19 protein-coding genes are annotated in these 22,426 nt (G+C 65.5%); 7 read left to right on the top strand and 12 right to left on the bottom strand.

Annotated features, from left to right (window positions below; genetic code table 11):
• Window positions 1-26 precede the first annotated feature (26 nt).
• Window positions 27-1,373, bottom strand: a complete 1,347-nt coding sequence (pmbA, locus tag HU825_RS09155) for a metalloprotease PmbA (protein ID WP_054093573.1) — start codon at window positions 1,371-1,373, stop codon at window positions 27-29.
• A 106-nt stretch (window positions 1,374-1,479) separates the two neighbouring features.
• Here pmbA and yjgA point away from each other — a divergent pair, with 106 nt between their 5' ends.
• Window positions 1,480-2,001, top strand: coding sequence for a ribosome biogenesis factor YjgA (yjgA, locus tag HU825_RS09150; RefSeq protein WP_054093572.1), 522 nt, complete (start codon window positions 1,480-1,482; stop codon window positions 1,999-2,001).
• Between the two features lie 36 nt (window positions 2,002-2,037).
• Here yjgA and tldD read toward each other — a convergent pair whose 3' ends face one another.
• The 9 genes from tldD to mreB all read right to left on the bottom strand — a co-directional run bounded on the left by tldD (window position 2,038) and on the right by mreB (window position 14,369).
• Window positions 2,038-3,480 (bottom strand): metalloprotease TldD, encoded by a 1,443-nt coding sequence (gene tldD, locus HU825_RS09145; protein WP_234303348.1) that lies wholly within the window; start codon window positions 3,478-3,480, stop codon window positions 2,038-2,040.
• Window positions 3,481-3,482: 2 nt separating this feature from the next.
• The gene (locus tag HU825_RS09140; RefSeq protein ID WP_077683681.1) at window positions 3,483-4,328 is read right to left on the bottom strand and encodes a carbon-nitrogen hydrolase family protein; all 846 of its coding nucleotides are present in this window, start codon (window positions 4,326-4,328) and stop codon (window positions 3,483-3,485) included.
• Between the two features lie 58 nt (window positions 4,329-4,386).
• A complete protein-coding gene (locus HU825_RS09135) occupies window positions 4,387-8,190 on the bottom strand; it encodes a YhdP family protein (RefSeq protein WP_234303347.1) in 3,804 nt (1,267 codons plus the stop codon).
• Window positions 8,191-8,230: 40 nt separating this feature from the next.
• The gene (gene rng / locus HU825_RS09130; protein WP_043295785.1) at window positions 8,231-9,688 is read right to left on the bottom strand and encodes a ribonuclease G; all 1,458 of its coding nucleotides are present in this window, start codon (window positions 9,686-9,688) and stop codon (window positions 8,231-8,233) included.
• A gap of 93 nt (window positions 9,689-9,781) precedes the next feature.
• Window positions 9,782-10,372 (bottom strand): Maf family protein, encoded by a 591-nt coding sequence (locus HU825_RS09125; protein ID WP_156716293.1) that lies wholly within the window; start codon window positions 10,370-10,372, stop codon window positions 9,782-9,784.
• 94 nt (window positions 10,373-10,466) lie between these two features.
• Window positions 10,467-11,537, bottom strand: a complete 1,071-nt coding sequence (locus HU825_RS09120) for a PEGA domain-containing protein (RefSeq protein WP_156716292.1) — start codon at window positions 11,535-11,537, stop codon at window positions 10,467-10,469.
• A gap of 207 nt (window positions 11,538-11,744) precedes the next feature.
• Window positions 11,745-12,233, bottom strand: a complete 489-nt coding sequence (mreD, locus tag HU825_RS09115; RefSeq protein WP_008567325.1) for a rod shape-determining protein MreD — start codon at window positions 12,231-12,233, stop codon at window positions 11,745-11,747.
• Window positions 12,230-13,180: a rod shape-determining protein MreC gene (gene mreC / locus HU825_RS09110; protein WP_431978472.1), complete on the bottom strand. Its 951-nt coding sequence runs from the start codon at window positions 13,178-13,180 to the stop codon at window positions 12,230-12,232. Before mreC ends, mreD begins: the two co-directional genes overlap by 4 nt.
• A 151-nt stretch (window positions 13,181-13,331) precedes the next feature.
• Complete coding sequence (gene mreB / locus HU825_RS09105; protein WP_008567329.1) at window positions 13,332-14,369, bottom strand: rod shape-determining protein MreB; 1,038 nt, start codon at window positions 14,367-14,369, stop codon at window positions 13,332-13,334.
• A 302-nt stretch (window positions 14,370-14,671) separates the two neighbouring features.
• Between mreB and gatC the strand changes: the two genes are divergently transcribed.
• The 6 genes from gatC (at window position 14,672) to HU825_RS09075 (ending at window position 20,661) form a co-directional block, all read left to right on the top strand.
• Window positions 14,672-14,959 carry an Asp-tRNA(Asn)/Glu-tRNA(Gln) amidotransferase subunit GatC gene (gene gatC / locus HU825_RS09100; RefSeq protein ID WP_054093566.1) on the top strand — a complete coding sequence of 96 codons (288 nt, stop codon included), beginning with the start codon at window positions 14,672-14,674 and terminating at the stop codon, window positions 14,957-14,959.
• Window positions 14,956-16,410: an Asp-tRNA(Asn)/Glu-tRNA(Gln) amidotransferase subunit GatA gene (gene gatA, locus HU825_RS09095; protein ID WP_234303346.1), complete on the top strand. Its 1,455-nt coding sequence runs from the start codon at window positions 14,956-14,958 to the stop codon at window positions 16,408-16,410. Before gatC ends, gatA begins: the two co-directional genes overlap by 4 nt.
• A gap of 11 nt (window positions 16,411-16,421) precedes the next feature.
• A complete protein-coding gene (gene gatB / locus HU825_RS09090; protein WP_234303345.1) occupies window positions 16,422-17,870 on the top strand; it encodes an Asp-tRNA(Asn)/Glu-tRNA(Gln) amidotransferase subunit GatB in 1,449 nt (482 codons plus the stop codon).
• Window positions 17,871-18,004: 134 nt separating this feature from the next.
• Window positions 18,005-18,403: a septal ring lytic transglycosylase RlpA family protein gene (locus HU825_RS09085; protein ID WP_054093563.1), complete on the top strand. Its 399-nt coding sequence runs from the start codon at window positions 18,005-18,007 to the stop codon at window positions 18,401-18,403.
• 73 nt (window positions 18,404-18,476) lie between these two features.
• The gene (locus HU825_RS09080) at window positions 18,477-19,550 is read left to right on the top strand and encodes a calcium/sodium antiporter (RefSeq protein ID WP_234303344.1); all 1,074 of its coding nucleotides are present in this window, start codon (window positions 18,477-18,479) and stop codon (window positions 19,548-19,550) included.
• A 28-nt stretch (window positions 19,551-19,578) separates the two neighbouring features.
• Window positions 19,579-20,661 carry a calcium/sodium antiporter gene (locus tag HU825_RS09075; protein ID WP_043295778.1) on the top strand — a complete coding sequence of 361 codons (1,083 nt, stop codon included), beginning with the start codon at window positions 19,579-19,581 and terminating at the stop codon, window positions 20,659-20,661.
• 144 nt (window positions 20,662-20,805) lie between these two features.
• Here the strand turns inward: HU825_RS09075 and HU825_RS09070 are convergent, their stop codons facing one another.
• Window positions 20,806-21,747 carry an AEC family transporter gene (locus tag HU825_RS09070; protein ID WP_234303343.1) on the bottom strand — a complete coding sequence of 314 codons (942 nt, stop codon included), beginning with the start codon at window positions 21,745-21,747 and terminating at the stop codon, window positions 20,806-20,808.
• A gap of 94 nt (window positions 21,748-21,841) precedes the next feature.
• On the bottom strand, window positions 21,842-22,402 hold the full coding sequence (locus HU825_RS09065) for a response regulator transcription factor (RefSeq protein WP_003287379.1): 561 nt from the start codon (window positions 22,400-22,402) through the stop codon (window positions 21,842-21,844).
• Between the last annotated feature and the right edge of the window lie 24 nt (window positions 22,403-22,426).

Genomic DNA, 22,426 nt, shown 5'->3' with positions numbered 1-22,426 from the left:
TCGTCAGGGCAACCGTGGCACCCTGTTTATTTCCCTGCGACCGTCATCCGCTCGATCAGCACCGAGCCCGTACGGATATTGCTGCGAGTCTCGGTATCACAGCCGACGGCAACGATCTGGCGGAACATGTCGCGCAGGTTGCCGGCGATGGTGACCTCCTGTACCGGGAACTGGATTTCGCCGTTCTCCACCCAGTAGCCACCGGCACCACGCGAATAATCACCGGTCACCAGATTCAGCCCCTGCCCCATCAGCTCGGTCACCAGCAGGCCACGCCCCATCCGCCGCAGCAGCGCGGCCTGGTCTTCCTCGCCGTGGCTGACGAACAGGTTATGCACGCCGCCCGCGTTGGCGGTGCTCGGCAGACCCAGCTTGCGTCCGGAATAGGTTCCCAGCACATAGGAAATCAGCTGACCGTTTTCCACGAAGGGCTTGGCATAGGTCGCCAGGCCATCGCCATCATAGGACGCACTGCCCAGCGCCTGCGCAAGGTGCGGCCGCTCGTCCAGGCTCAGCCACTCGGGGAAAAGCGTCTGCCCCAGGGCGTTCTCCAAATAGGACGCCTTGCGGTAGAGATTGCTGCCGGAGATCGCGGCGAGAAAGTGACCGAACAGTCCGGTCGCCAGATCGGCCGAAAATAGCACCGGCACCTCGCAAGTTGGCACCGGCCGCGCGCCCAGGCGTCTGACCGCACGCTCCGCGGCACGGCGCCCGATGTTCAGCGGATCGGCCAATGTATCGGCGCGACGGCTGACATCGTAGTAGTAGTCGCGCTGCATCTGCCCAGCATGCTCGGCAATCATCACGCAACTCAGGCTGTGGCGCGTGCTGCAGTAGCTGCCGATGAAGCCGTTGCTGTTGCCGTAGGCACGGCACCCCTGATGGGTATTGACGCTGGTACCGTCAGCATTGCGGATGCGCGGATCGACTGCGAACGCCGCCTCTTCGCAGCGCAGCGCCGTTTCGATCGCCTGTTCAGGGGAAACCGACCAGGGATGGAACAGGTCCAGGTCCGGAAGCTCGCGCGCCATCAGCGCAGCGTCGGCAAGTCCGGCAAACTCGTCCTCGGACGCATGCCGCGCAATCGCCAGCGCGGCAGCCACTGTTTCGCGGATGGCTGCGTCGCCGCTGCCAGTGGTGCTCGCGGAACCCTTGCGCTGGCCGACATAGAGCGTAATGCCGAAGCCCTGATCGCGATTGAACTCGACGGTTTCAACTTCGCCCTGGCGCACGGCGGTCGACAGTCCCTGCTCCATCGACACCGACACCTCACTGGCGCTGGCGCCCTGCCGACGCGCTTCCTCGATGATGCGCTCGACTTTCTCGCGCAAGCCCGGCTCAACCTGCGGACCGATGCCTTCTACTTCACTCATAAGAACTCCCAAGCCCCGCATTCGATCGTGACTCAGCCCGCCGACGGCAGAACCGGCCCGGCAAGGCTGCTGTTATCATGGCGGCATTTCCCAATGGACCATCCCCATGCCTGAATACTCCGACGACGGCGTTTTCGACGAGAAGAGCAAATCCCAGGTCAAGCGCGAGCTGCACGCGCTGCAGGAACTGGGCGAACGCCTGACCACACTCAAGCCCGACCTGATCGAGCGCCTGCCGTTGAGCGACGCGCTGCGCAAGGCGCTCGCCGATGCGCCTAAACACACCGCACACATCGCCCGCAAACGCCACATCCAATACATCGGCAAGCTGATGCGTGGACAGGACATCGACGCCATCCTGGCGCTGGTCGACCAACTCGACGCCTCCACCCGCCAGTACAACGAACGCTTTCATGCCCTGGAGCGCTGGCGCGATCGTCTGATCGCCGGCAACGATGAAACGCTGGAAGCCTTCGTCACCGATTACCCCGACACCGACCGCCAGCACCTGCGCGGCCTGATCCGCCATGCCCAGCATGAGGCCGCGCACAACAAACCGCCGGCGGCGAGCCGCAAGATCTTCAAATACATCCGCGACCTTGATGAAACCAAGCGCGGGCTGAAATAAGCCAGGCCACGCGCCGTCCAGCCGCCTCAAGCGGCTTCAGGCGCCCGTTCCGCCAACGGTGATCTCGTCGATCTTCAACGTCGGCTGACCGACACCCACAGGCACCGACTGGCCATCCTTGCCACAGGTGCCGACGCCGCTGTCCAGCGCCAGATCGTTACCGACCATCGACACCCGCGTCATCACCTCCGGGCCGTTGCCGATCAGCGTCGCGCCCTTGACCGGTGCCGTGATCCGTCCATCTTCGATCAGATAGGCCTCGCTGGTGGAGAACACGAACTTGCCGCTGGTGATATCCACTTGGCCGCCACCGAGGCTGGCGCAGTAGAGGCCGCGCTTGACCGAACGGATGATCTCTTCGGGATCGCTCTCGCCGGCCAGCATGTAAGTGTTGGTCATGCGCGGCATCGGCAGGTGCGCATAGGACTCGCGCCGGCCGTTACCGGTGGGCGCCACACCCATCAGGCGCGCATTCAGCTTGTCCTGGATGTAACCCTTGAGCACGCCGTTCTCGATCAGCGTGGTGCACTGCGTCGGCGTGCCCTCGTCATCCACGCTAAGCGAGCCGCGCCGATCGGCCAGGGTACCGTCGTCGACGATGGTGCACAGCTTCGAGGCCACCTGCTGACCGATACGCCCGCTGTAAGCCGAACTGCCCTTGCGGTTGAAGTCTCCCTCCAGTCCGTGGCCGACTGCCTCGTGCAGCAGCACACCGGACCAGCCCGGGCCGAGCACCACCGGCAGGCTGCCGGCAGGTGCCGGTTGCGCCTCGAGATTGACCAGTGCCTGGCGCAACGCTTCGCGCGCATAGCCCATCGCGCGGTCCTCGCTGAGGAAATACTGATAACCCAGCCGTCCGCCGCCGCCCTGACCGCCCCGCTCGCGGCGACCGTTCTGTTCGACGATCACGCTGACGTTGAAACGCACCAGCGGCCTGACATCGGCCGCCATGCCGCCATCCATACCGGCAACCAGAATGTGTTCCCAGACGCCGGCCAGACTCACCGTAACCTGCTTGATGCGCGGGTCGAGCGCTCGCGTGGCGACATCGATGCGCTTGAGCAGCTCGACCTTTTCCGCCCGGCTCAACCCGTCCAGTGGATTATCCTGGCTGTACAGCGACGCAAAGGCCGCCCGCGACAGCACCTGCACGCTGCCCTGTTGGCCGCTACGGGCAATCGAACGAGCTGCCTGCGCCGCCTGGCGCAGCGCCTCGGCGGTGATCGCATTGCTGTAGGCGAAGCCGGTCTTCTCGCCGGACAACGCGCGAACACCAACGCCCTGCTCCAGGTGGAAGCCGCCCTCCTTGACGATGCCATCCTCCAGCACCCAGGACTCGCTGACCTGGTCCTGAAAATACAGATCGGCCGCGTCGATACCCGGCCCGGCGAGTTCCGCCAGCAGCACAGGCAGGTCATCAATGCCCAGGCCGCCGGGGGTCAGAAGCCGCTCGACGGCGGGCAACAGCAGTTCACTCATAGTCACTCCAAACTCGCCGTGACCAGGCACGGCACTTCAAATCGTCGGTGGCCGGTCAGCGGCATGCGCTGGCGAATGGCCAATTGCTCCGCGGCGTCGCGCCGGGCCGTCAATGCAGCCTCGCCATCGGCCTGCTCGCACAGAATGCGCCCCCAAGGGTCAACGATAGACGAATGACCGTGGGTCAGCCGGCCGCCGGGATGAGCACCACCCTGCGCCGCAGCCAGCATATAGCACTGCGTCTCGATGGCCCGGGCGCGCACCAGCGTTTGCCAGTGCGCCGCGCCGGTCACCGCGGTGAACGCCGAAGGCGCGCTGATCAGCTCGGCACCGGCCAGCCGCAGCGCCGTGTACAGCTCGGGAAAGCGCAGGTCGTAACAGACCGTCATCCCCAGCCGCCCGAGCGGCGTATCGACCACCACCAGCGCATCGCCCGGCGCGTAGTCGTCCGACTCACGGTAGCGACCGCGAGTATCCGCGACGTCCACATCGAACAGGTGCAGCTTGTCGTAACGCGCGACCCGCTGCCCATGCTCGTCGAACAAAAGCGAACAGGCGTGCGGTCGCGCCTGCGGGTGATCGTCCGGCGGCAACGGTAGCGTTCCGGCCACGATCCATAACCTGAGGTCGCGCGCGGTCTGTTTCAACCACGGCAGGATCGGCCCCTCGCCTGCCGCCTCGGCACGGCCGAGCGTCGGCAGATCGCTACGGCCCATCGCCGCGAAGTTTTCCGGCAGCACCGCAAGCCGCGCACCGGCTGCCGCGGCCTGTTCGAGCAGAGCCCGCGCGCTGCGCAGGTTGGCCTCGACATCGGCCTGGCTGACCATCTGAATGACCGCGAGCGACATGGAATGAACACCGATAATGCAAAGAAAGAACCGTTGGCAACGCTAACGCGCAGCCACCTCAATTGGGCTTCTCGAATGGCTTGTCGAAGCTGATCTGCGGCGATTGCCAGGGACCCTCGACGTTGTACTGAACGCTGGCGAACCGGGCAACCTTGTCGCCCAGCAACTTATCGACCACGAACAACGCACCGCCGACCGCCGGCGCGCCGACAATCAACGCTGCCAGCGGCAGGTTGTTGCTCACCGGTAGCGTGACCAGCAGTTTCGCATCGATGCGATCATTCACCATGTCCAGCGTGCCATTGAGCTCAAGATTGCTCGATGGCCCGGTCACGGTGATCGGCTCGCGGGTGCGGTAGATTCCGTCGCTGGCCTGCAGCTCGCCGCCCATGCGGTCGTAACTCAGCCCCTTGCCGAACAGATCGGAGAAATCCAGGCGTAGCCGGCGACCGATCGAGTTGAAATTGAGTAGACCGAATACCCGCAACGCCTGCGCGCTCCCTTCGACCTCGACAAACTGGCCATTGCGCAGCCGCGGCTGCATGTTCCCGGAGAAGCGCGCCAGGCCGAACCAGGCCGGCGAACCCGGCCAGCTGCCATCGACATCCATGCGGAAACGCTCGCTGGTGGTCGAGGGTGCAAAGCCCCACGCCAACAGCACATCCGCCAGGTTGCCACCGGACAGCCGCCCCTTGAACGCGCTGCGCCCGGCGCGCCACTCGCCGGCGCCCTCGATGCGCAAGCCTTTCAGATTCAGATCCAACGCCGAGAACGCCACGCCATTGGCTACCGGGCGCATCTTCAGCGCCCAGCGACCCAGCGGCGCCTCGCCCTGCACCACCTCGGCGACGGTGATGTCCATCGCCGGCAGACGCGTCGGATCGACATCGGCCAACGGATCGCTACGCTGCGCCGGCTCGGTAGCGGATTCGGCGACTGGCAGGCGCAGACGCTGCAGATCCGCCACGAGCGGCGCGCCCTCGGCATCCGGTAGCTGTACCGCCCCGCTGATCAGATCGCTGCCCAGGTTGAGCGTCCAGGCCTCGGTCGTACGGCGCAGTCCGACAGCAAGCGCGTCGATGCGCGTACCGAAACCATCGAAACGGCCGATATCCAGCTGTGCTTCGCGCAGCAGCGGAACCGTCGTCGCGCCACCGCCGGCCGGCAGATAGCGCTCGCGCACGCTCTGCCACGCCTGCCAGTCGAGCTGCTCCAGCCGCCCGCGCACGCGCAGACCGCGCGCTGTCGGCAGTGCCGCCGCGCCGGAGCCGAGCCGCAATTCACCACGCCCGGCCTGCCAGTCGCTCGCCGGCGCCGCGAAGTTCAGGGACGCGAGCTCGCCATGCTGCACGGCGTAGCGACGCTCGGCGCCCTGCAGCGTCATGCGCAGGGTGGTGTCGCGCCGTTCGCCAGCCGGCTTGCCGAAGGGTGCCGGCAGCTCGATGGCCAGCCCGGCCAGCGAAGAGTCGAGCTGCAGGCGGCTATCCGCGCCGGCCAGATCCAGACGTAGCTGATAGGGCAGTTCGCCGCTGGCGGGCAGCGGTCGCGGCAGCCCCAGCCAGGACGCCAGACGCTGCAGGGCGATATCGCCCTGCGCTTCGATGCGCGTCGCCGGATTGCGCCGGTCGCCGGTCGCCACGGCACTGCCCCGCACTGACCGCCCGAACAGCTGCGCGCGGATGTCGCGGGCGCTGAAGCCGGCATCGGTGTCATAGCGGAACTGCCCGGAGAGCTGGGCGAAGTCCAGCTCGGGACTGGCCATGCGCAGCGTCGCCGCGCGGCTGGCGAAATCGACCAGGACGTGTGGCGGCTCGCCCTTGGCCAGTGGGATCAGCAGCGCCAGCGAGCCGTCCAGCTCACCCTCGCCCTGCCAGCCGGCGAAAATTTCGGCGGCACCTAGCGGCGCCTCGCGCAGGATCTTCAGTCCGTCACCGACACTGCTCTGCAATTGTCCGTTGATCGCCAGACGCGGCTTCTGTCCAGGGGCGGCATGCGGAATTTCGGCCGTGGCGTTCTGCACGCGGCTGTCGAGAATGCGGCCCTCGGCGAGCCGCACGCGCACGCCACTGTCCTCGATCAGCACCTCGCCACGCCCTTCGCGCAGCGCGGGCCAGCCCGGCTGATAGGCCAGCTCGGCATCGCGCACCTTGAAATACAGGCTAATGCTGCGCGCGCCGTCGACGGCGTCCTTGTGCAGACTGCCCTGGTACTGGAAATAGCCCTGTTCGATGGCGCCGCCGCGAATTGCCGTGTGCAGCCATTCGCTGAGCGCCGGACTCAGCGCCGGCGAACGGGTCGGCAGGTATTTCTCCGTGTAGCGCGCATCGCCCTGCGTGAGGCCGACGCGCAGGTCCATGTAGTCCTCGACGGCCGGGTCTCGATTCAGACGGATGAGGAAGTCACCGGCCAGCTGACCTTCCTCGCCGTCCAGCCTCAGATAGGGCGCCACCAGGGTGAAGGCCTGCTCATCCAGGCTCCAGCGCAGCCGCCCCTGCGCCTGGCGGTAACGCCAAGGCTGGGGGAACAGTGGCGCCAGATGCAGGGCGAAATCCTGGCTGTCGATGCGCACCTCGCCGCCAGCGAGATCGCCTTGGATGCTGCCGCTGACATGTTCGGCCGCGGGGATCCAGTGGTGCGCGCCGATCGTCACCTGATCGAGCTGCGCAGCGAACTGCAGTCGCTCGGCGCCGGTCAATCCGGGGCGATAGTGGGCCTGCAGCGCACGCAGCGTACCGCGTGGCGCGAGGTCGACAAGAATCTGCGCGGCGCTTTCCGGCAATGGCGCCAGCGCTTGCGTCAGGGTCGCCAGCGGCGCGATTCCCAGACGATCGGCCTGCAGCTGCCAACTGTTGCTGTGTTCGTCGTGCTCGACAAGCAGGCGCGCCTCGCCCCAGCGCGCGTCGCCCAGATTGAAGGCGAGCTCATCGATCAGCAGCCGATAGCCACGCTCGGTGCGCTCGGCATAGGCGGTCAAAGCCAGATCGTCGAGCCCTTGCACCGGGCGTTCGCCATAAGCCGCTTCGACCCGCGGCGCATCCAGGCGCAGCACCGCTCGCGCGAGGTGCTCCTGCCGCCAGCTGAGCCAAGCCTCGCCACCAGCCCGCACGCGGTCGAGCCGCCAGTCGGCGGTCAGCTTCTTCGGCAGCCAGGCCGCCCAGTCGCTCTGCGGCAGGCTCAGATATACGTCGAGCGCTGCCTGCCGCCAGCGCTCGGGCTGCACCTGCGCCCGAGCCTGCAGCGCCAGCGGCTGGCCATCGGGCAATACAGTGCGCCCGTCCAGGCGCAGGTTTCCGCCATCGCTTTGCAGGCTGAGATTGGCGTAAGTCAGCGTCAGTGGCGCCTCACCAAAGGGCTCCACGGTCAGCTGGCTGTCGAGCAGCACCAGCGCGCGAATCTTCTGCAGCGAGCGCAGGAGCTTGGCGGGATCGGAGGGCGAATGCTCGTCTTGCGCCGGCAGTCCTTCGACTCGCCAACGGCCATCGGCATCCTGCGTCAGACTCAGGCGCACACCCTCGAAACGCAGCGTCGCCAGGCGTAACTCGCGCGCCCATAGGCTGGCCGCGATATCCGGCACCACCACCAGTCGCTCCAGGTGCATCGCCGCCGCGCCCTCGCCCAGCAGCACATCGTGCGCCAGCAGCTGCGGCGCCAGGCCTTGCCAGCGCCCTTCGAGGCGTCCCAGCTGGACCGGCATTGCCAGCAGCTCGGCGGCTTTGTCTTGCGCCTGCAGACGATATTCGGCGACCAGCGGCACCAGTTGCCGGCCCAGGCTGACATACAGCGCCGCGACGACCAGCCCCAGCGCCGCAATCGACAGCGACTGGCGCAGCAGCACGGCGAGAAAACGGGCGAGGCGATTCATCCGGCAGCGCTCCGCGGCTCAGGCCTGACGTGCATTCGGCTCAGAGCAGCACCACGTCGTACTGTTCCTGCGAATACATGCTCTCGACCTGGAACTTGATCGAGCGGCCGATGAAGCTTTCCAGATCGGCGACGTTGCCCGATTCCTCGTCGAGCAGCCGGTCGATGACCTTCTGATTGGCCAGCACCCGATAACCTTCCGGCTGGTAGGCACGGGCCTCACGCAGAATCTCGCGAAAGATCTCGTAGCAGACGGTTTCCGGGGTCTTCAGCTTGCCGCGCCCCTGGCAGCTGGCGCAGGGCTCGCAAAGCACCTGCTCAAGACTTTCGCGGGTGCGCTTGCGGGTCATCTGTACCAGGCCGAGCTCGGTGATACCGATGATGTTGGTCTTGGCGTGGTCGCGTTCGAGCTGTTTTTCCAGCGTACGCAGCACTTGGCGACGATGCTCCTCGTCTTCCATGTCGATGAAGTCGATGATGATGATGCCGCCGATATTGCGCAGACGCAGCTGGCGGGCGATCGCCGTAGCGGACTCCAGATTGGTCTTGAAGATGGTTTCTTCCAGCGTCCGATGGCCCACGAAGGCGCCGGTATTGACGTCGATGGTGGTCATCGCCTCGGCCGGGTCGATGATCAGGTAGCCGCCGGACTTGAGCATCACCTTGCGCTCCAGCGCCTTCTGGATCTCATCCTCGACGCCGTAGAGGTCGAAGATCGGCCGTTCGCCCGGGTAGTGTTCGAGACGATCGCGCAGCTCGGGCATCAGCTCGCCAACGAACTGGCTGACCTTCTGAAAGTTCTCCCGCGAATCGATGCGGATCTTCTCGATGCGCGGGTTGACCAGATCGCGCAGCGTGCGCATCGCCAGCGTCAGGTCCTCGTAGATCAGCGAAGGCGCCGTGGCGGTCTTCATCTGCCCGGCGATCTGTTCCCACAGCCGGCGCAGGTAGCGGATATCCATGAGAATCTCGTCGCGCCCGGCCCCCTCGGCAGCCGTGCGCAGAATGAACCCGCCGGCCTCTTCGATCCCTTCGGCGGCAACGCATTCGGCGACGATTTGCTTGAGCCGTTCGCGTTCGGCCTCCTCCTCGATCCGCAGGGAGATGCCGACGTGGCTGGTGCGCGGCATGTAGACCAGGTAGCGCGACGGAATCGATAGCTGCGTGGTCAGCCGCGCGCCCTTGGTGCCGATCGGGTCCTTGGTGACTTGCACCACCAGGCTCTGGCCGTCGTGCACCAGGGCACTGATCGGTTCGACGGCGTTGCCTTCGCGCGCTGAAATCTCCGAAGCGTGGATGAACGCCGCGCGATCCAGGCCGATATCGACGAACGCCGCCTGCATGCCCGGCAGCACCCGCACCACCTTGCCCTTGTAGATGTTGCCGACAATGCCGCGGCGCTGGGTGCGCTCGACGTGCACCTCCTGCAGGACGCCGTTCTCCACCACCGCGACCCGCGATTCCATGGGGGTGATGTTCATCAGGATCTCTTCGCTCATTGTCGTTTTTCTCGGCCGAAAAGCGGATTTGAAGCAGCCGCAGCTGTCAGGTCTGCGCCGATTCTAACGACATAAACGCCGCAGCCACAGGCTCTAACCGGCGCTTTTGCTCCAGCGCGGCAATCCGAAGCGGTCGAGCAGCTGCGCCGTTTCGCACAATGGCAGGCCAACCACCGCCGAATAGCTGCCGTGCAGCTGGCTGACGAACACCGCCCCCCAACCTTGAATGGCATAGCCGCCCGCCTTGTCTCGCGGCTCACCACTGTCCCAGTAGGCTTGCGCCTCCGACGCATCGATGGAGCGAAACTCGACCTCGCTGTCGACCAGGCGCACCTCGCAGGCGCATCGGTTCGCCAGCACAATGGCGGTCAGCACGCGATGGCTGCGCCCGGACAGCGCGGCCAGCATGGCCAGTCCATCGGCCCGATCCGCCGGTTTGCCGAGAATGCGCTGATCCAGCACCACGCTGGTATCGGCGGCAAGCACGCAGGCATTCGCGTCAGGCAGGACGGCAAGCCCGGCGCGGGCCTTGTCCAGCGCCACGCGCCGGACGTAGTCCTCGGCCGCCTCGTCGGGCAGCGGCGTCTCGTCGACGCTCACCGCCAGGAGGGAAAACGGCACACCGATCTGTTGCAGGAGTTCACGACGTCGCGGCGACGCCGAGGCGAGATACAAGCTGCTCATTGCGGACCCTGTCGAGAAATGCAGGAAAGGGTCGCACACGCGCCGGTATCAGGGAAGCGAATGGCCCGGCCGGAATCGGCCGGGCGCGCGAAAATCAGAAGCGGAAATTGACGACGCGATCGTCGTCCAGCGACAGCTTGCGCGTCTGGGTGACGCCTTCATGCGTCACCTGCACATCGTACTCGCCGCTCTCGAGGATCAACGACACCGGCGTCGCGCCGTGAACCTGGTCGTTGATACGCACCTGATCGTTGAAGCGGTTGCTGCGCACGATCAGCGAATAGCTGCGCGCATCGCACAGTTCGCTGCTCACGCCGAGGATGGCGCAGGGCATGACCTTCTTCGGCTTGATCGCCGCCTCGATGGTCACTTCGGCACTGACCGTGCCATCCAGGTTCATGCTCGCTTCGGAGAAATCTGCCCTGGCGCGGTAGGAATACCAGTTCGGATCCAGCTGCAGGCTGTCGATCTCGTCGCGCAGCTCCTCACCCAACACGCGCTGGTAACGCTCCTGCACCCACTGCGACATGCGGCTGTCGTTGCGATGCTCGGCCAGGCAGGCCGCCATGCTCTTGCTGGTCGAACAGCGGAACGACACCGACTCGTTGAAATGCAGGGTACGTTCCAGGCGTCTGGCAATGGCCTGAACCTTCTTGGCGTTGCGCTCGCGCGCCTCGGACGCCAGCAGCGCGGTCAGGCGCTCCACTTCACGGGTGAGCTGAGCGTATTTCAGATGCTGCCGCCCCAACTCCTCTTCGGCCGCCTGCACGCGCTGCCGCGCGGCCTGCTCAGCCTCAGAGCCACGTCGGTAGTCGGCAAGCAGTCCGTCCAGGCGTTCCTGGCCGGCTGGTTGTTTGAGGAAGTCTTCGATCTCCTGGTGGATCAGCGACTTGGCGCTGGCAAGCTGCAGCAGGGCGGAATCCAGCGAGCCCTTCTCGCTACGAAGCCGCTCCTGCAGCTGCTGCTTCTCCTGCCCGGCCGCCTCCAGCTCGCGCTGCTTGCGGTTCAGCTGCTCCTCACGCGTCATCTCGGCCTGCGCCGTACCGACAGATGACTGCAAGGCGGAGCCCGTAGCGGTCGGTGCGGCGCTTTCGGCCTGGCTATAGCCGCCCCCGACCAGCAGCAGGATCGCCAGGGCGCCGCCGCCTGCCAGCCACGACCGCATTCTGCGGGAACTCACCAAAACCTCAGCATCCATAGCCACTCGCCCGCGTTCTGTCTGCGCCGTATCGAAGTAGCCCTGGACCATACGCAAATGATGGCCCAGCGCCATGAAGGCGGCATGATTTCAGAAAACCAAGCGGGGTTCAATGCGGGCCTTGGTCGAACGCCTGCCCGAATGCCGCGGCGGCGGAAGGTTACTGTGCCGGGCTCAGTTGACGTCGAAACGACGACGCAGCCAGTGCAGCACGACGAAAATCCAGGGCCAGAGCAAGGCGCTGATGGGCACCGGTACGAGGAAGATGAGCGTCGGCGGCCGATTGCCGGTCAGGGTGTTCAGCCACAACTGCACCAGCTGCGCCAATCCGAGAACGACCAGCAACACCATGCTCTGCTGCCACAGCGGGAACATACGCAGCCGTTGCTGCAGGCTCAGCACGAGGAAGGCGATCAGGATCAGCGGCAGGCCGTTCTGCCCGAGCAGTGTACCGGCCAGCACATCCAGCATCAGACCAAAGACGAATGCCAGCCCCATGCCACCGCGATGCGGCAATGCCAGCGACCAGAACGCAATCACCAGGCCGAGCCAAAGCGGCCGAGCCAGCTCGGTGCTCGCCGGCATCGGCGCGATGCTGAGCAGCAGGGCCACCAGCAGCGACAGCCAGATTACCCAGCCGTTGTGCGCACGCCCGGCAATCATGGCCGCACCTCATCGGCACTCGGTTCCGCTGGCACGGCAGGCTGGCTGTCGCCGGCCGGCGCGGCTTGCGCTTTAACCTCGGACTGATCGGCGGTCTTCTCGGCACGCTCGGCCGCCTGACGATCGGCGCTGGCCTGCGCCTCGGCAGCCGCAGCGGCACGCTCCTCGGGGCTGCGCGAGTCACTGAAAACCAGCAACAGGTAGCGACTGCGATTGAGCATGGCGGTGGGCACCGCGCGGACGATGGCGAAGGGTTGTCCCGAGTCGCGCACCACTTCCTTCACCTGCGCCACCGGGTAGCCGCTGGGGAAGCGCTGGCCGAGGCCGGAACTGACCAGCAGATCACCTTCCTTTATATCCGCCGTTTCGGCGACATGGCGCAGCTCCAGATACTCCGAATCGCCAGTGCCGGCCGCGATCGCGCGCAGGCCGTTACGATTCACCTGCACCGGAATGCTATGCGTAACGTCGGTCAGCAACAGCACCCGCGCCGCATACGGCATCACTTCCACCACTTGCCCCATCAGACCATTGGCATCGAGTACCGGCTGGCCGACGAAGACACCGTCCTGGCTGCCCTTGTCGATCAGGATCCGGTGGGTAAACGGATTGGGGTCCAGTCCGATCAGCTCGGCAACTATCACCCTGTCGTCGACCAGCGCCGCGGAATTGAGCAACTCACGCAGCCGCACGTTCTGCTCGGTGAGCGTCGCCAACTTCTGCAGGCGGCGTTGCAGCAGCAGCGCCTCGGCCTTGAGCTTCTCGTTCTCCGCGACCAAGCTGCTGCTGCTGCTGATCTGCTCGGTGGCGCCCTTCCAAGCACGCACCGGCAGATCGGCCAGCCAGTAGAACGGGGTCAGCACCAGCCCCATCTGGCTACGCACGGGTTTGAGGGAATCGAAACGTGCATCCACCACCATCAGCGCGACACAGAGCACGGCGAACACCAGCAGGCGCACGCCGAGCGAAGGTCCCTTGGCAAATAGCGGTTTGATCGTGAAGCCCTCGAAACTACCTGCTACAAACTGAACGCGGCGAGCCGAAAGCAGAGTCGGGCTCGGCCTTCGGCTCGCCGCATCGGTTACTGCCGCCTATGGCTCACTCGGTGGAGAGCAGGTCCATGGCGTGACGATCCATCATTTCCAGCGCACGACCGCCACCACGCGCCACGCAGGTCAGCGGCTCCTCGGCAACGATCACCGGCAGGCCGGTTTCCTGCGACAACAGCTTGTCGAGATCACGCAGCAGTGCACCGCCACCGGTCAGCACCAAACCACGCTCGGCGATATCAGAAGCCAGCTCCGGCGGCGACTGCTCCAGCGCGCTCTTGACCGCCTGGACGATGGTCGCCAGCGACTCCTGCAGCGCCTCGAGCACTTCGTTGGAGTTCAGCGTGAAGCTGCGCGGCACGCCCTCGGCCAGGTTGCGGCCACGTACGTCAACCTCGCGGATCTCGCCACCCGGGAAGGCGGTGCCGATTTCCTGCTTGATACGCTCGGCGGTCGATTCGCCGATCAGGCTGCCGTAGTTGCGGCGTACGTATGTAACGATGGCCTCATCGAAGCGATCGCCGCCAACCCGCACCGACTCGGCGTAGACCACGCCGTTGAGGGAAATCAATGCAATCTCGGTGGTACCGCCTCCAATGTCGACGACCATCGAGCCACGCGCCTCGTCCACCGGCAGACCGGCGCCGATCGCAGCCGCCATCGGCTCTTCGATCAGGAAGACTTCACGCGCGCCGGCGCCCAATGCAGACTCGCGGATCGCCCGGCGCTCGACCTGGGTCGATTTGCACGGCACGCAGATCAATACACGCGGGCTGGGCTGCAGGAAGCTGTTCTCGTGCACCTTATTGATGAAGTACTGCAGCATCTTCTCGCAGACGCTGAAATCGGCGATCACGCCATCCTTCATCGGCCGAATCGCGGAAATGTTGCCCGGGGTGCGGCCGAGCATGCGCTTGGCCTCGGTGCCTACGGCCACCACGCTTTTCTGGTTGCCGTGGCTGCGGATAGCGACTACCGAGGGCTCGTCGAGAACGATGCCGCGATCGCGCACATAGATGAGGGTATTGGCAGTGCCCAGGTCGATCGACAGATCACTGGAAAACATGCCACGCAGTTTCTTGAACATTGGGAAAGGGCCCTGGGGCAAACGCGTGGGGAAAAAAGTGCCGCAAACTCTAACAATGGTGCCAAGTTAGGGCAAGGCGCGAATCCGCCCCACAGCCGCCAGACGTGCACCATTGCGCGCAATTGGCAGGCCATCGTCGCCATGCTCGGCGCTGCAGACGCGCTACCGGGAAGCGCCCTGTGCATGTAAGATCAACCGCTTTTCCGGGCTCGAAGCCCCCTCTTGCCGCGGCTCATGCCGCCAGCGTTCCGTCGGCCGGCCGACGGATGGCAACCCGATTCGTTTTCCGCTGGAGACCTGCGATGGCGCTTGAACGCTGCGAAGTGGAAAAGATCGCTCACCTGGCCCGCCTGGGTCTGGATGAAGGCGATCTGCCGCGCACCACCGAGACCCTCAACAACATCCTCGGCCTGATCGACCGCATGCAGGCCGTCGACACCACCGGCGTCGAGCCGCTGGCCCATCCGCTGGAAGCCACCCAGCGCCTGCGCGCCGATCAGGTGACCGAAACCAACCACCGCGACGAGTACCAGGCCATAGCCCCGGCCGTGGAAAACGGTCTCTATCTGGTTCCCAAGGTGATCGAGTGATGCATCGACTGACTCTGGCACAAATTGCCCGCGGCCTGGCCGCCAAGGACTTCTCTGCCGTCGAACTGAGCGACGCCCTGCTGGCGCGCATCGCCCAGCTCGACCCGCAGCTCAACAGCTTCATCACCGTCACCGCCGAGCGGGCGCGCAGCCAGGCGCAGGCTGCCGACGCACGCCGCGCCGCCGGCGAAAACGGCGCCCTGCTCGGCGCACCGATAGCGCACAAGGATCTGTTCTGCACCGAGGGCGTGCTGACCACCTGCGGGTCGAAGATCCTACACAACTTCCAGGCGCCCTACGACGCCACCGTGGTCGCGAAGCTGGCCGCAGCCGGCGCGGTCAGCCTCGGCAAGCTGAACATGGACGAGTTCGCCATGGGCTCGGCCAACGAATCCAGCCATTTCGGCGCGGTGAAGAACCCTTGGGACACTTCCCGCGTGCCCGGCGGTTCTTCCGGCGGTTCGGCCGCTGCGGTGGCCGCTGGTTTGGTTCCGGCCGCGACCGGCACCGACACCGGCGGCTCGATCCGCCAGCCGGCGGCGCTGACCAACCTCACCGGCATCAAGCCGACCTACGGTCGCGTCTCGCGTTGGGGCATGATCGCCTATGCATCCAGCCTCGATCAGGGCGGCCCGTTGGCGCGTACCGCCGAAGACTGCGCACTGATGCTCGGCGCCATCGCCGGCTTCGACCCGAAGGATTCGACCTGCGTCGACGCGCCGGTGGACGACTACCTGGCGACGCTGAGCCAGCCGCTGACTGGCCTGCGTATCGGTCTGCCGAAGGAATACTTCGGCGCAGGCCTCGACAGCCGCATCGCCGATGCCGTGCTGGCGGTGGTCGAAGAGCTGAAGAAGCTCGGCGCCACGGTCAAGGACATCAGCCTACCGAACCTGCAGCACGCGATTCCGGCCTATTACGTCATCGCGCCCGCCGAGGCCAGCTCCAACCTGTCGCGTTTCGACGGCGTGCGCTTCGGCTATCGCTGCGAGAACCCGGTCAACCTCGAAGACCTGTACAAGCGCTCGCGCGGCGAAGGCTTCGGCGCCGAGGTCAAACGCCGCATCATGGTCGGCACCTACGCGCTGTCGGCCGGCTACTACGACGCCTATTACCTCAAGGCACAGCGCATCCGCCGGCTGATCAAGAACGACTTCGTCAGCGCCTTCGGCGAGGTCGACGTGATTCTCGGCCCGACCACGCCGAACCTGGCCTGGAAGCTCGGTGAGAAGAACGCCGATCCGGTCTCGGCTTACCTGGAAGATATCTACACCATCACCGCCAACCTCGCCGGCATCCCCGGCCTGTCCATGCCGGCCGGCTTCATCGACGGCCTGCCGGTGGGCGTGCAGCTGTTGGCGCCGTACTTCCAGGAAGCGCGCCTGCTCAACGTGGCGCACCAGTACCAGCAGGTCGCCGACTGGCACACCCGCACTCCGGCCGGATTCTGAGGACGATACACATGCAATGGGAAACCGTGATCGGGCTGGAAATCCACGCCCAGCTCAGCACCCAGTCGAAGATCTTCTCCGGCAGCGCCACTACCTTCGGCGCCGAGCCGAACACCCAGGCGAGCCTGGTCGATCTCGGCATGCCCGGCACCCTGCCGGTATTGAATGAAGAAGCCGTGCGAATGGCGGTGAAGTTCGGCCTGGCGATCGACGCCGAACTGGGCCGCACCAACGTGTTCGCGCGCAAGAACTACTTCTATCCGGACCTGCCCAAGGGTTACCAGACCAGCCAGATGGATCATCCCGTGGTTGGCAAGGGCCATCTGGACATCACCCTGGAAGACGGCACGGTCAAGCGCATCGGCATCACCCGCGCCCACCTGGAAGAGGACGCCGGCAAGAGCCTGCACGAAGACTTCCACGGCATGAGCGGGATCGACCTCAACCGCGCCGGCACGCCGCTGCTGGAGATCGTTTCCGAACCGGACATCCGCTCGGCCAAGGAGGCGGTGGCTTACGTCAAGGCCATCCACGCGCTGGTGCGTTATCTCGGCATCTGCGACGGCAACATGGCCGAAGGCTCGCTGCGCTGCGACTGCAACGTGTCGGTGCGGCCGAAAGGCCAGATCGAGTTCGGCACCCGCGCCGAGATCAAGAACGTCAACTCGTTCCGCTTCATCGAGAAGGCCATCAACCACGAGGTGCAGCGGCAGATCGAGCTGATCGAGGACGGCGGCAAGGTGGTGCAGGAAACTCGCCTGTACGACCCGAATAAGGACGAAACCCGTTCGATGCGCAGCAAGGAAGAAGCCAACGACTACCGCTACTTCCCCTGCCCCGATCTGCTGCCGGTGGTGCTGGAAGAGAGCTTCATCGAGCAGGTGCGCGGCGAGCTGCCGGAACTGCCGGGCGAGAAGCGCGCACGTTTCGAGAGCCAGTTCGGCCTGTCCACCTATGACGCCTCGGTGCTCTCCGCCAGTCGCGAACTGGCCGACTACTTCGAGGCCGTGCAACAGGTCTGCGGTGACGCCAAACTGGCGGCCAACTGGGTGATGGGCGAGCTGTCCAGCCTGCTCAACAAGGACGGCCTGGAGATCGAACAGTCGCCGGTGTCCGCCGCGCAGCTTGGCGGTCTGATCCTGCGCATCAAGGACGACACCATCTCCGGCAAGATCGCCAAAATGGTCTTCGAAGCCCTCGCGGCCGGCGAAGGCGAGAATGCCGACGAAGTCATCGAGAAAAAGGGCCTCAAGCAGGTTACCGACAGCGGCGCCATCGAGGCGATGCTCGACGAAGTGCTGGCGGCCAATGCGGAACAGGTCGAGCAGTACCGCGCCAGCGATGAAGCCAAGCGCGGCAAGATGTTCGGCTTCTTCGTCGGCCAGGCGATGAAGGCGTCCAAGGGCAAGGCCAACCCCGGCCAGGTGAACCAACTGCTGAAGAAGAAACTCGAAGGCTAAGTCCCGCGCAGCTGGCTCTCCCGACCGGCCGCGCGCGGAGCGCCGTCTGGTCGAGCCGGCCGCTCGCGATCGGTGCGCGCGACGCGCCAGCACCCGGTTGCGACTGGCAGAATTCTTCAAGGAACGGATCGTTCATGCACCTCGTACGCCTGCTTGCCCCGCTACTGTTGCTCGCGTTAGTCACCGGCTGCGCCGAGCGACAGCGCGCACCGGCAGCTCCGCAGGCGCCGGTGGAGCGCGGCTTCAGCCAGCAGGGCAAGGCGTCCTACTATGCGCGGATGCACCACGGCCAGCGAACCGCCAGCGGCGAGCGTCACGACCAGAACGCGCTGGTCGCCGCCCATCGCTCGCTGCCGTTCGGCACGCGAGTGCAGGTGACCAACCTGGCCAACGGCCGCAAGGTCACGGTGCGCATCAATGATCGAGGCCCGTTTCGCCGTGGCCGCATCATCGATCTCTCGCGCGCCGCCGCACAGCAGCTCGGCATGATCGAGCGGGGCGTGGTGGCCGTGCGGATCGAAACCGTCGAATGAGCGCGCCACGCGGCTACGGGCCCTATCTTCGCGGCGCCAGCACGCCGCCGCCGGCCCATTGCACGCCACCCACATGACATTGCTCACCCTTGCCTATCTGCTTGCCGGCCTGATTCTGCTGACCTTCGGAGCCGGCAGTCTGGTCCGTGGCGCGACGCAGCTGGCGGCGCGCCTCGGCATCCCGCCGCTGGTAATCGGCCTGACGGTGGTCGCCTTCGGAACCAGCGCACCGGAAACCGCGGTCAGCCTCGAGGCGGCACTCGCCGGCAGCGGCGATATCGCGGTCGGCAACGTGATCGGCAGCAACATCGCCAACATCCTGTTGATCCTCGGACTCTGCGCGCTGATCGCGCCGCTGCGGGTTTCCCGCCAGCTGATCCGCCTGGACGTGCCGCTGATGCTCGGCGCGGGGCTGCTGGTCTATACGCTGGCCTGGGACGGTCGTGTCGGCCGCGGCGAAGGCGCTGTGCTGCTCGCCTGCTTGGCTGTTTATACGGCGCTGCTCATTCGTGCCGCTCGCCGTCAGCGCCCCGGCGCCGGTCCCGATGAGTTCGTCGCGGTATTCCATTCGCAGCCCGGGGCCTGGCCCGTGCAACTGCTGCGGGTGATCGTTGGCATCGGCTTGCTGGTGGCCGGCGCTCATCTGCTGATCGTCGGCGCGGTGGAGCTGGCGCGCGCCTTCGGTCTTTCCGAGCTGGTGATCGGTCTGACCGTCGTCGCAGTCGGCACCTCGCTGCCGGAACTGGCGACCTCGCTGCTGGCGGCGTTCAAGGGCGAGCGAGACATCGCGGTCGGCAATGTGGTGGGCAGCTGCATCTTCAATCTGCTGCTGGTGCTGGGCGCCAGTGCCGCGCTGGCGGGCGACGGCCTGTCGATCTCACCGAATGCACTGGCATTCGATTTCCCGGTAATGCTCGCGGTATTCGTTGCCTGCCTGCCGATCTTCTTCTCCGGCTATCGCATCAATCGCTGGGAAGGGCTGCTGTTCGTGGCCTACTACCTGGCCTACAGCCTGTATCTGGTGATGTTCGCCACCGGCCTGGGCGACCTTGAACGCCTGCGCGTCGCCATGCTCTGGTTTGCCTTCCCCCTGACTGCCGTTACGCTGGCGTTGATCGCCATGCGCGCCTGGCGCCGGCAGCGCTAACCGCCTTTCCACCTATGGAGTGTGTTCCGTGACCCTGATGACCTTCGTCTACCTGTTCGCCGGCCTGGTGCTGCTGGTTGCCGGCGCCGAATTGCTGGTGCGCGGCGCGGCGCGGCTGGCCGCGCAGTTCGGGATTTCGCCGCTGATCATCGGCCTGACGGTCGTGGCCTTCGGCACCAGCGCGCCGGAGATGGCGGTCAGCGTGCAATCGACGGTGTCCGGTCAGGGCGATATCGCGGTGGGCAACGTGATCGGCAGCAACATCTTCAACGTGCTATTCATCCTCGGCCTCTCGGCGCTGATCACCCCGATGCTGGTGTCGCGCCAGCTGATCCGTTTCGACGTGCCGATCATGATCGGCGCCAGCCTGCTGGCCTGGTTTCTCGCGATGGACCAGCAGTACGGGCGCCTGGATGGCGTGCTGCTGTTCGGCGGAGTTCTGACGTACACCGGCTTCCTGATCGTCAGCAGCCTGAAGTCGCGCAACAACGAGAATCAGGAATTTGAAGACGAATACGGCCTGCACGAACCGGCCGGACGCTTCGCCAGCCTGCGCCATCTGCTGTTCATCGCCATTGGTCTGGTGCTGCTGGTGCAGGGCTCCAGCCTGCTGGTGGACGCGGCGGTCACGCTGGCCAAGGCGCTAGGGCTGTCCGAGTTGGTGATCGGCCTGACCATCATTGCCGCCGGCACCTCGCTACCGGAGGTCGCCACTTCGGTCATCGCCGCCATCAAGGGCGAGCGCGATATCGCCGTGGGCAACGTGGTCGGCAGCAACATCTTCAACCTGCTGGCGGTGCTCGGCCTCGCCTCGCTGGTTTCGCCGACGCCCATCGGCGTCTCGGGCAACGCCATCGCCTTCGACTACCCGGTGATGATCGCCGTGGCGGCCGCGTGCCTGCCGATCTTCTTCGCCGGCTACTGCATTCGCCGCTGGGAAGGCGCGCTATTCTTCGCCTATTACGTGATCTACACCTCCTGGCTGATCATGCACAGCACCGACGCACCGGGGCTGGCCATGTTCAGTCAGGCCATGCTGTGGTTCGTTCTGCCGCTGACCCTGATCACGCTGCTGGTGATCGGCGCTCGCGCCTGGAAGCTGCAGCGCTGAACCGCTGCCGCCCGGCCGCTGCGCCCGCCAGCGGTGCTGGCGCAAGCGCCGGCAACAACGCCACGATAATGTTCTGCGCTCTGTTGGGCGATTAGCGCGATCGCCACCTGTTCGATCACGATCACGGCGTCACGCGCTGTCGCGCTAGATCCAGCCGAGCCCGCCGAGCAGGAACAGGCCGGCATTGATGCTCAGGGCGGCCATCAGAGTGGTGATGACGATGATGGTGGCAGCCAGCTGATGGTTGGCATCAACCGCGCGCGCCATCACGAAGCTCGCCGCCGCCGTCGGGCTGGCGAAATAGAGGAACAGGATGCCCAATTCGGCCCCCCGGAATCCGCATGCCCAGGCGCCGAGCGTAGCCATAAGCGGCAGCCAGACCATTTTCATCAGGCTCGAACTCAGGGCGATCCCGCTACTGTCGCGTAACGCCGCCAGCGACAACGTCGCGCCAATACAGATCAGTGCCAATGGCAGCGTCATCTGCGCGAAGTACTGACCGGACGTCATCAGCCAGCCCGGCAATGCGACCTGCCAGTAGGCGAACGGAATGGCCGAAACGACCCCGATGATCAGCGGGTTGCGCGCGATGCTGATGAGAATCGCGCGCGCATCGGGCCGCGCACCTGCGCTGTAGAGTGCCAGGATCAACGCCGACAGGCTGTTGTAGAGCAGGATCACCACGCCCGCCAGCACACTGCCGGCGGACAGGCCGTAGTCGCCGTACAGGCTGGCTGCCAGTGCCAAGCCGACGATGCCGTTGTTACCGCGAAACGCGCCCTGCACATAGACTCCGCGCTCCACCCGCGGACAGCGCCAGATTGCCCAACCCCAGGCCAAGGCGAACGTGGCGATGGTCGCCAGCACGAAGTAGCCGAGCAAGGCCGGCTGCAGGGCGGTGTTCAGGTCGGCCTTGAGGATCGAGATGAACATCAGGGTCGGCATGGTGCCCTTGAACACCAACGCCGAGGCTGTGTTGACGAACGCTGCATCGATCCAGCCGACGCGCCGGAGCACCACGCCAAGAAACAGCATGGCGAATACCGGGGCGGTGACGCTCAGGGTCTGGACGACGACAGGGAACATGGGCGGACTCGTTGGTGAAGAGGCCGCCTATGGTAAACGCTTCCGCGTCGGGAACTGGAGCTTCGACAGCAGTGCTGCCGCGTCGCGGCCGGTTTTAACGCCGGACCGGACGCTTCTGCAGCTTGCGCTGCAGAGTACGGCGATGCATGCCGAGGGCGCGCGCCGTCGCCGAGATGTTGCCGTCATGCTCGTTGAGCACGCGCTGGATGTGTTCCCACTGCAGGCGGTCGACCGACATCGGGTTTTCCGGCACCAGACTGTCGAGATCGGCATGCTGCGACAGCAGTGCGGCCAGCACGTCGTCGGCATCGGCCGGCTTGCACAGGTAGTTGCAGGCACCGCGCTTGATCGCCTCTACCGCGGTGGCGATGCTCGAGTAACCCGTGAGGATCAGCACGCGCATCTCGGCGTCGAGTTCGAGCAGTTTGGGCAGCAGCACCAGCCCCGAATCGCCTTCCATCTTCAGGTCGAGCACGGCGTAATCCGGGATGTCCTGGCGGGCCAGTGCCAGCCCCTCGTCAGCCGAGCCGGCGATGCTCACCCGTAGGCCGCGACGGCTCATGGCCCGGGCCATCACGCGAGTGAACGTAGGATCGTCATCTACCAGTAGCAGGTGGGGTTGTTCTTCGCCCTCGTGCTGCAACTCGTCGGTCATGTATGCATTCCTCGCAATGGGGTC

It is taken from the genome of Pseudomonas phenolilytica, assembly GCF_021432765.1.
In the GTDB taxonomy this organism is placed as follows: domain Bacteria; phylum Pseudomonadota; class Gammaproteobacteria; order Pseudomonadales; family Pseudomonadaceae; genus Stutzerimonas; species Stutzerimonas phenolilytica.
This window is presented reverse-complemented; position numbering and strand designations above follow the sequence as displayed.

What these genes read in the sequence shown, in the direction of transcription:
- yjgA (WP_054093572.1), top strand. Translation starts at nt 1,480, where the DNA reads ATGCCTGAATACTCCGACGACGGCGTTTTCGACGAGAAGAGCAAATCC.
- HU825_RS09120 (WP_156716292.1), bottom strand. Translation starts at nt 11,537, where the DNA reads ATGCGGTCGTGGCTGGCAGGCGGCGGCGCCCTGGCGATCCTGCTGCTG.
- mreB (WP_008567329.1), bottom strand. Translation starts at nt 14,369, where the DNA reads ATGTTCAAGAAACTGCGTGGCATGTTTTCCAGTGATCTGTCGATCGAC.
- HU825_RS09065 (WP_003287379.1), bottom strand. Translation starts at nt 22,402, where the DNA reads ATGACCGACGAGTTGCAGCACGAGGGCGAAGAACAACCCCACCTGCTA.
- HU825_RS09080 (WP_234303344.1), top strand. Translation starts at nt 18,477, where the DNA reads ATGACATTGCTCACCCTTGCCTATCTGCTTGCCGGCCTGATTCTGCTG.
- HU825_RS09125 (WP_156716293.1), bottom strand. Translation starts at nt 10,372, where the DNA reads ATGAGCAGCTTGTATCTCGCCTCGGCGTCGCCGCGACGTCGTGAACTC.
- gatC (WP_054093566.1), top strand. Translation starts at nt 14,672, where the DNA reads ATGGCGCTTGAACGCTGCGAAGTGGAAAAGATCGCTCACCTGGCCCGC.
- HU825_RS09140 (WP_077683681.1), bottom strand. Translation starts at nt 4,328, where the DNA reads ATGTCGCTCGCGGTCATTCAGATGGTCAGCCAGGCCGATGTCGAGGCC.
- mreD (WP_008567325.1), bottom strand. Translation starts at nt 12,233, where the DNA reads ATGATTGCCGGGCGTGCGCACAACGGCTGGGTAATCTGGCTGTCGCTG.
- HU825_RS09135 (WP_234303347.1), bottom strand. Translation starts at nt 8,190, where the DNA reads ATGAATCGCCTCGCCCGTTTTCTCGCCGTGCTGCTGCGCCAGTCGCTG.
- HU825_RS09070 (WP_234303343.1), bottom strand. Translation starts at nt 21,747, where the DNA reads ATGTTCCCTGTCGTCGTCCAGACCCTGAGCGTCACCGCCCCGGTATTC.
- tldD (WP_234303348.1), bottom strand. Translation starts at nt 3,480, where the DNA reads ATGAGTGAACTGCTGTTGCCCGCCGTCGAGCGGCTTCTGACCCCCGGC.
- pmbA (WP_054093573.1), bottom strand. Translation starts at nt 1,373, where the DNA reads ATGAGTGAAGTAGAAGGCATCGGTCCGCAGGTTGAGCCGGGCTTGCGC.
- gatB (WP_234303345.1), top strand. Translation starts at nt 16,422, where the DNA reads ATGCAATGGGAAACCGTGATCGGGCTGGAAATCCACGCCCAGCTCAGC.
- HU825_RS09085 (WP_054093563.1), top strand. Translation starts at nt 18,005, where the DNA reads ATGCACCTCGTACGCCTGCTTGCCCCGCTACTGTTGCTCGCGTTAGTC.
- rng (WP_043295785.1), bottom strand. Translation starts at nt 9,688, where the DNA reads ATGAGCGAAGAGATCCTGATGAACATCACCCCCATGGAATCGCGGGTC.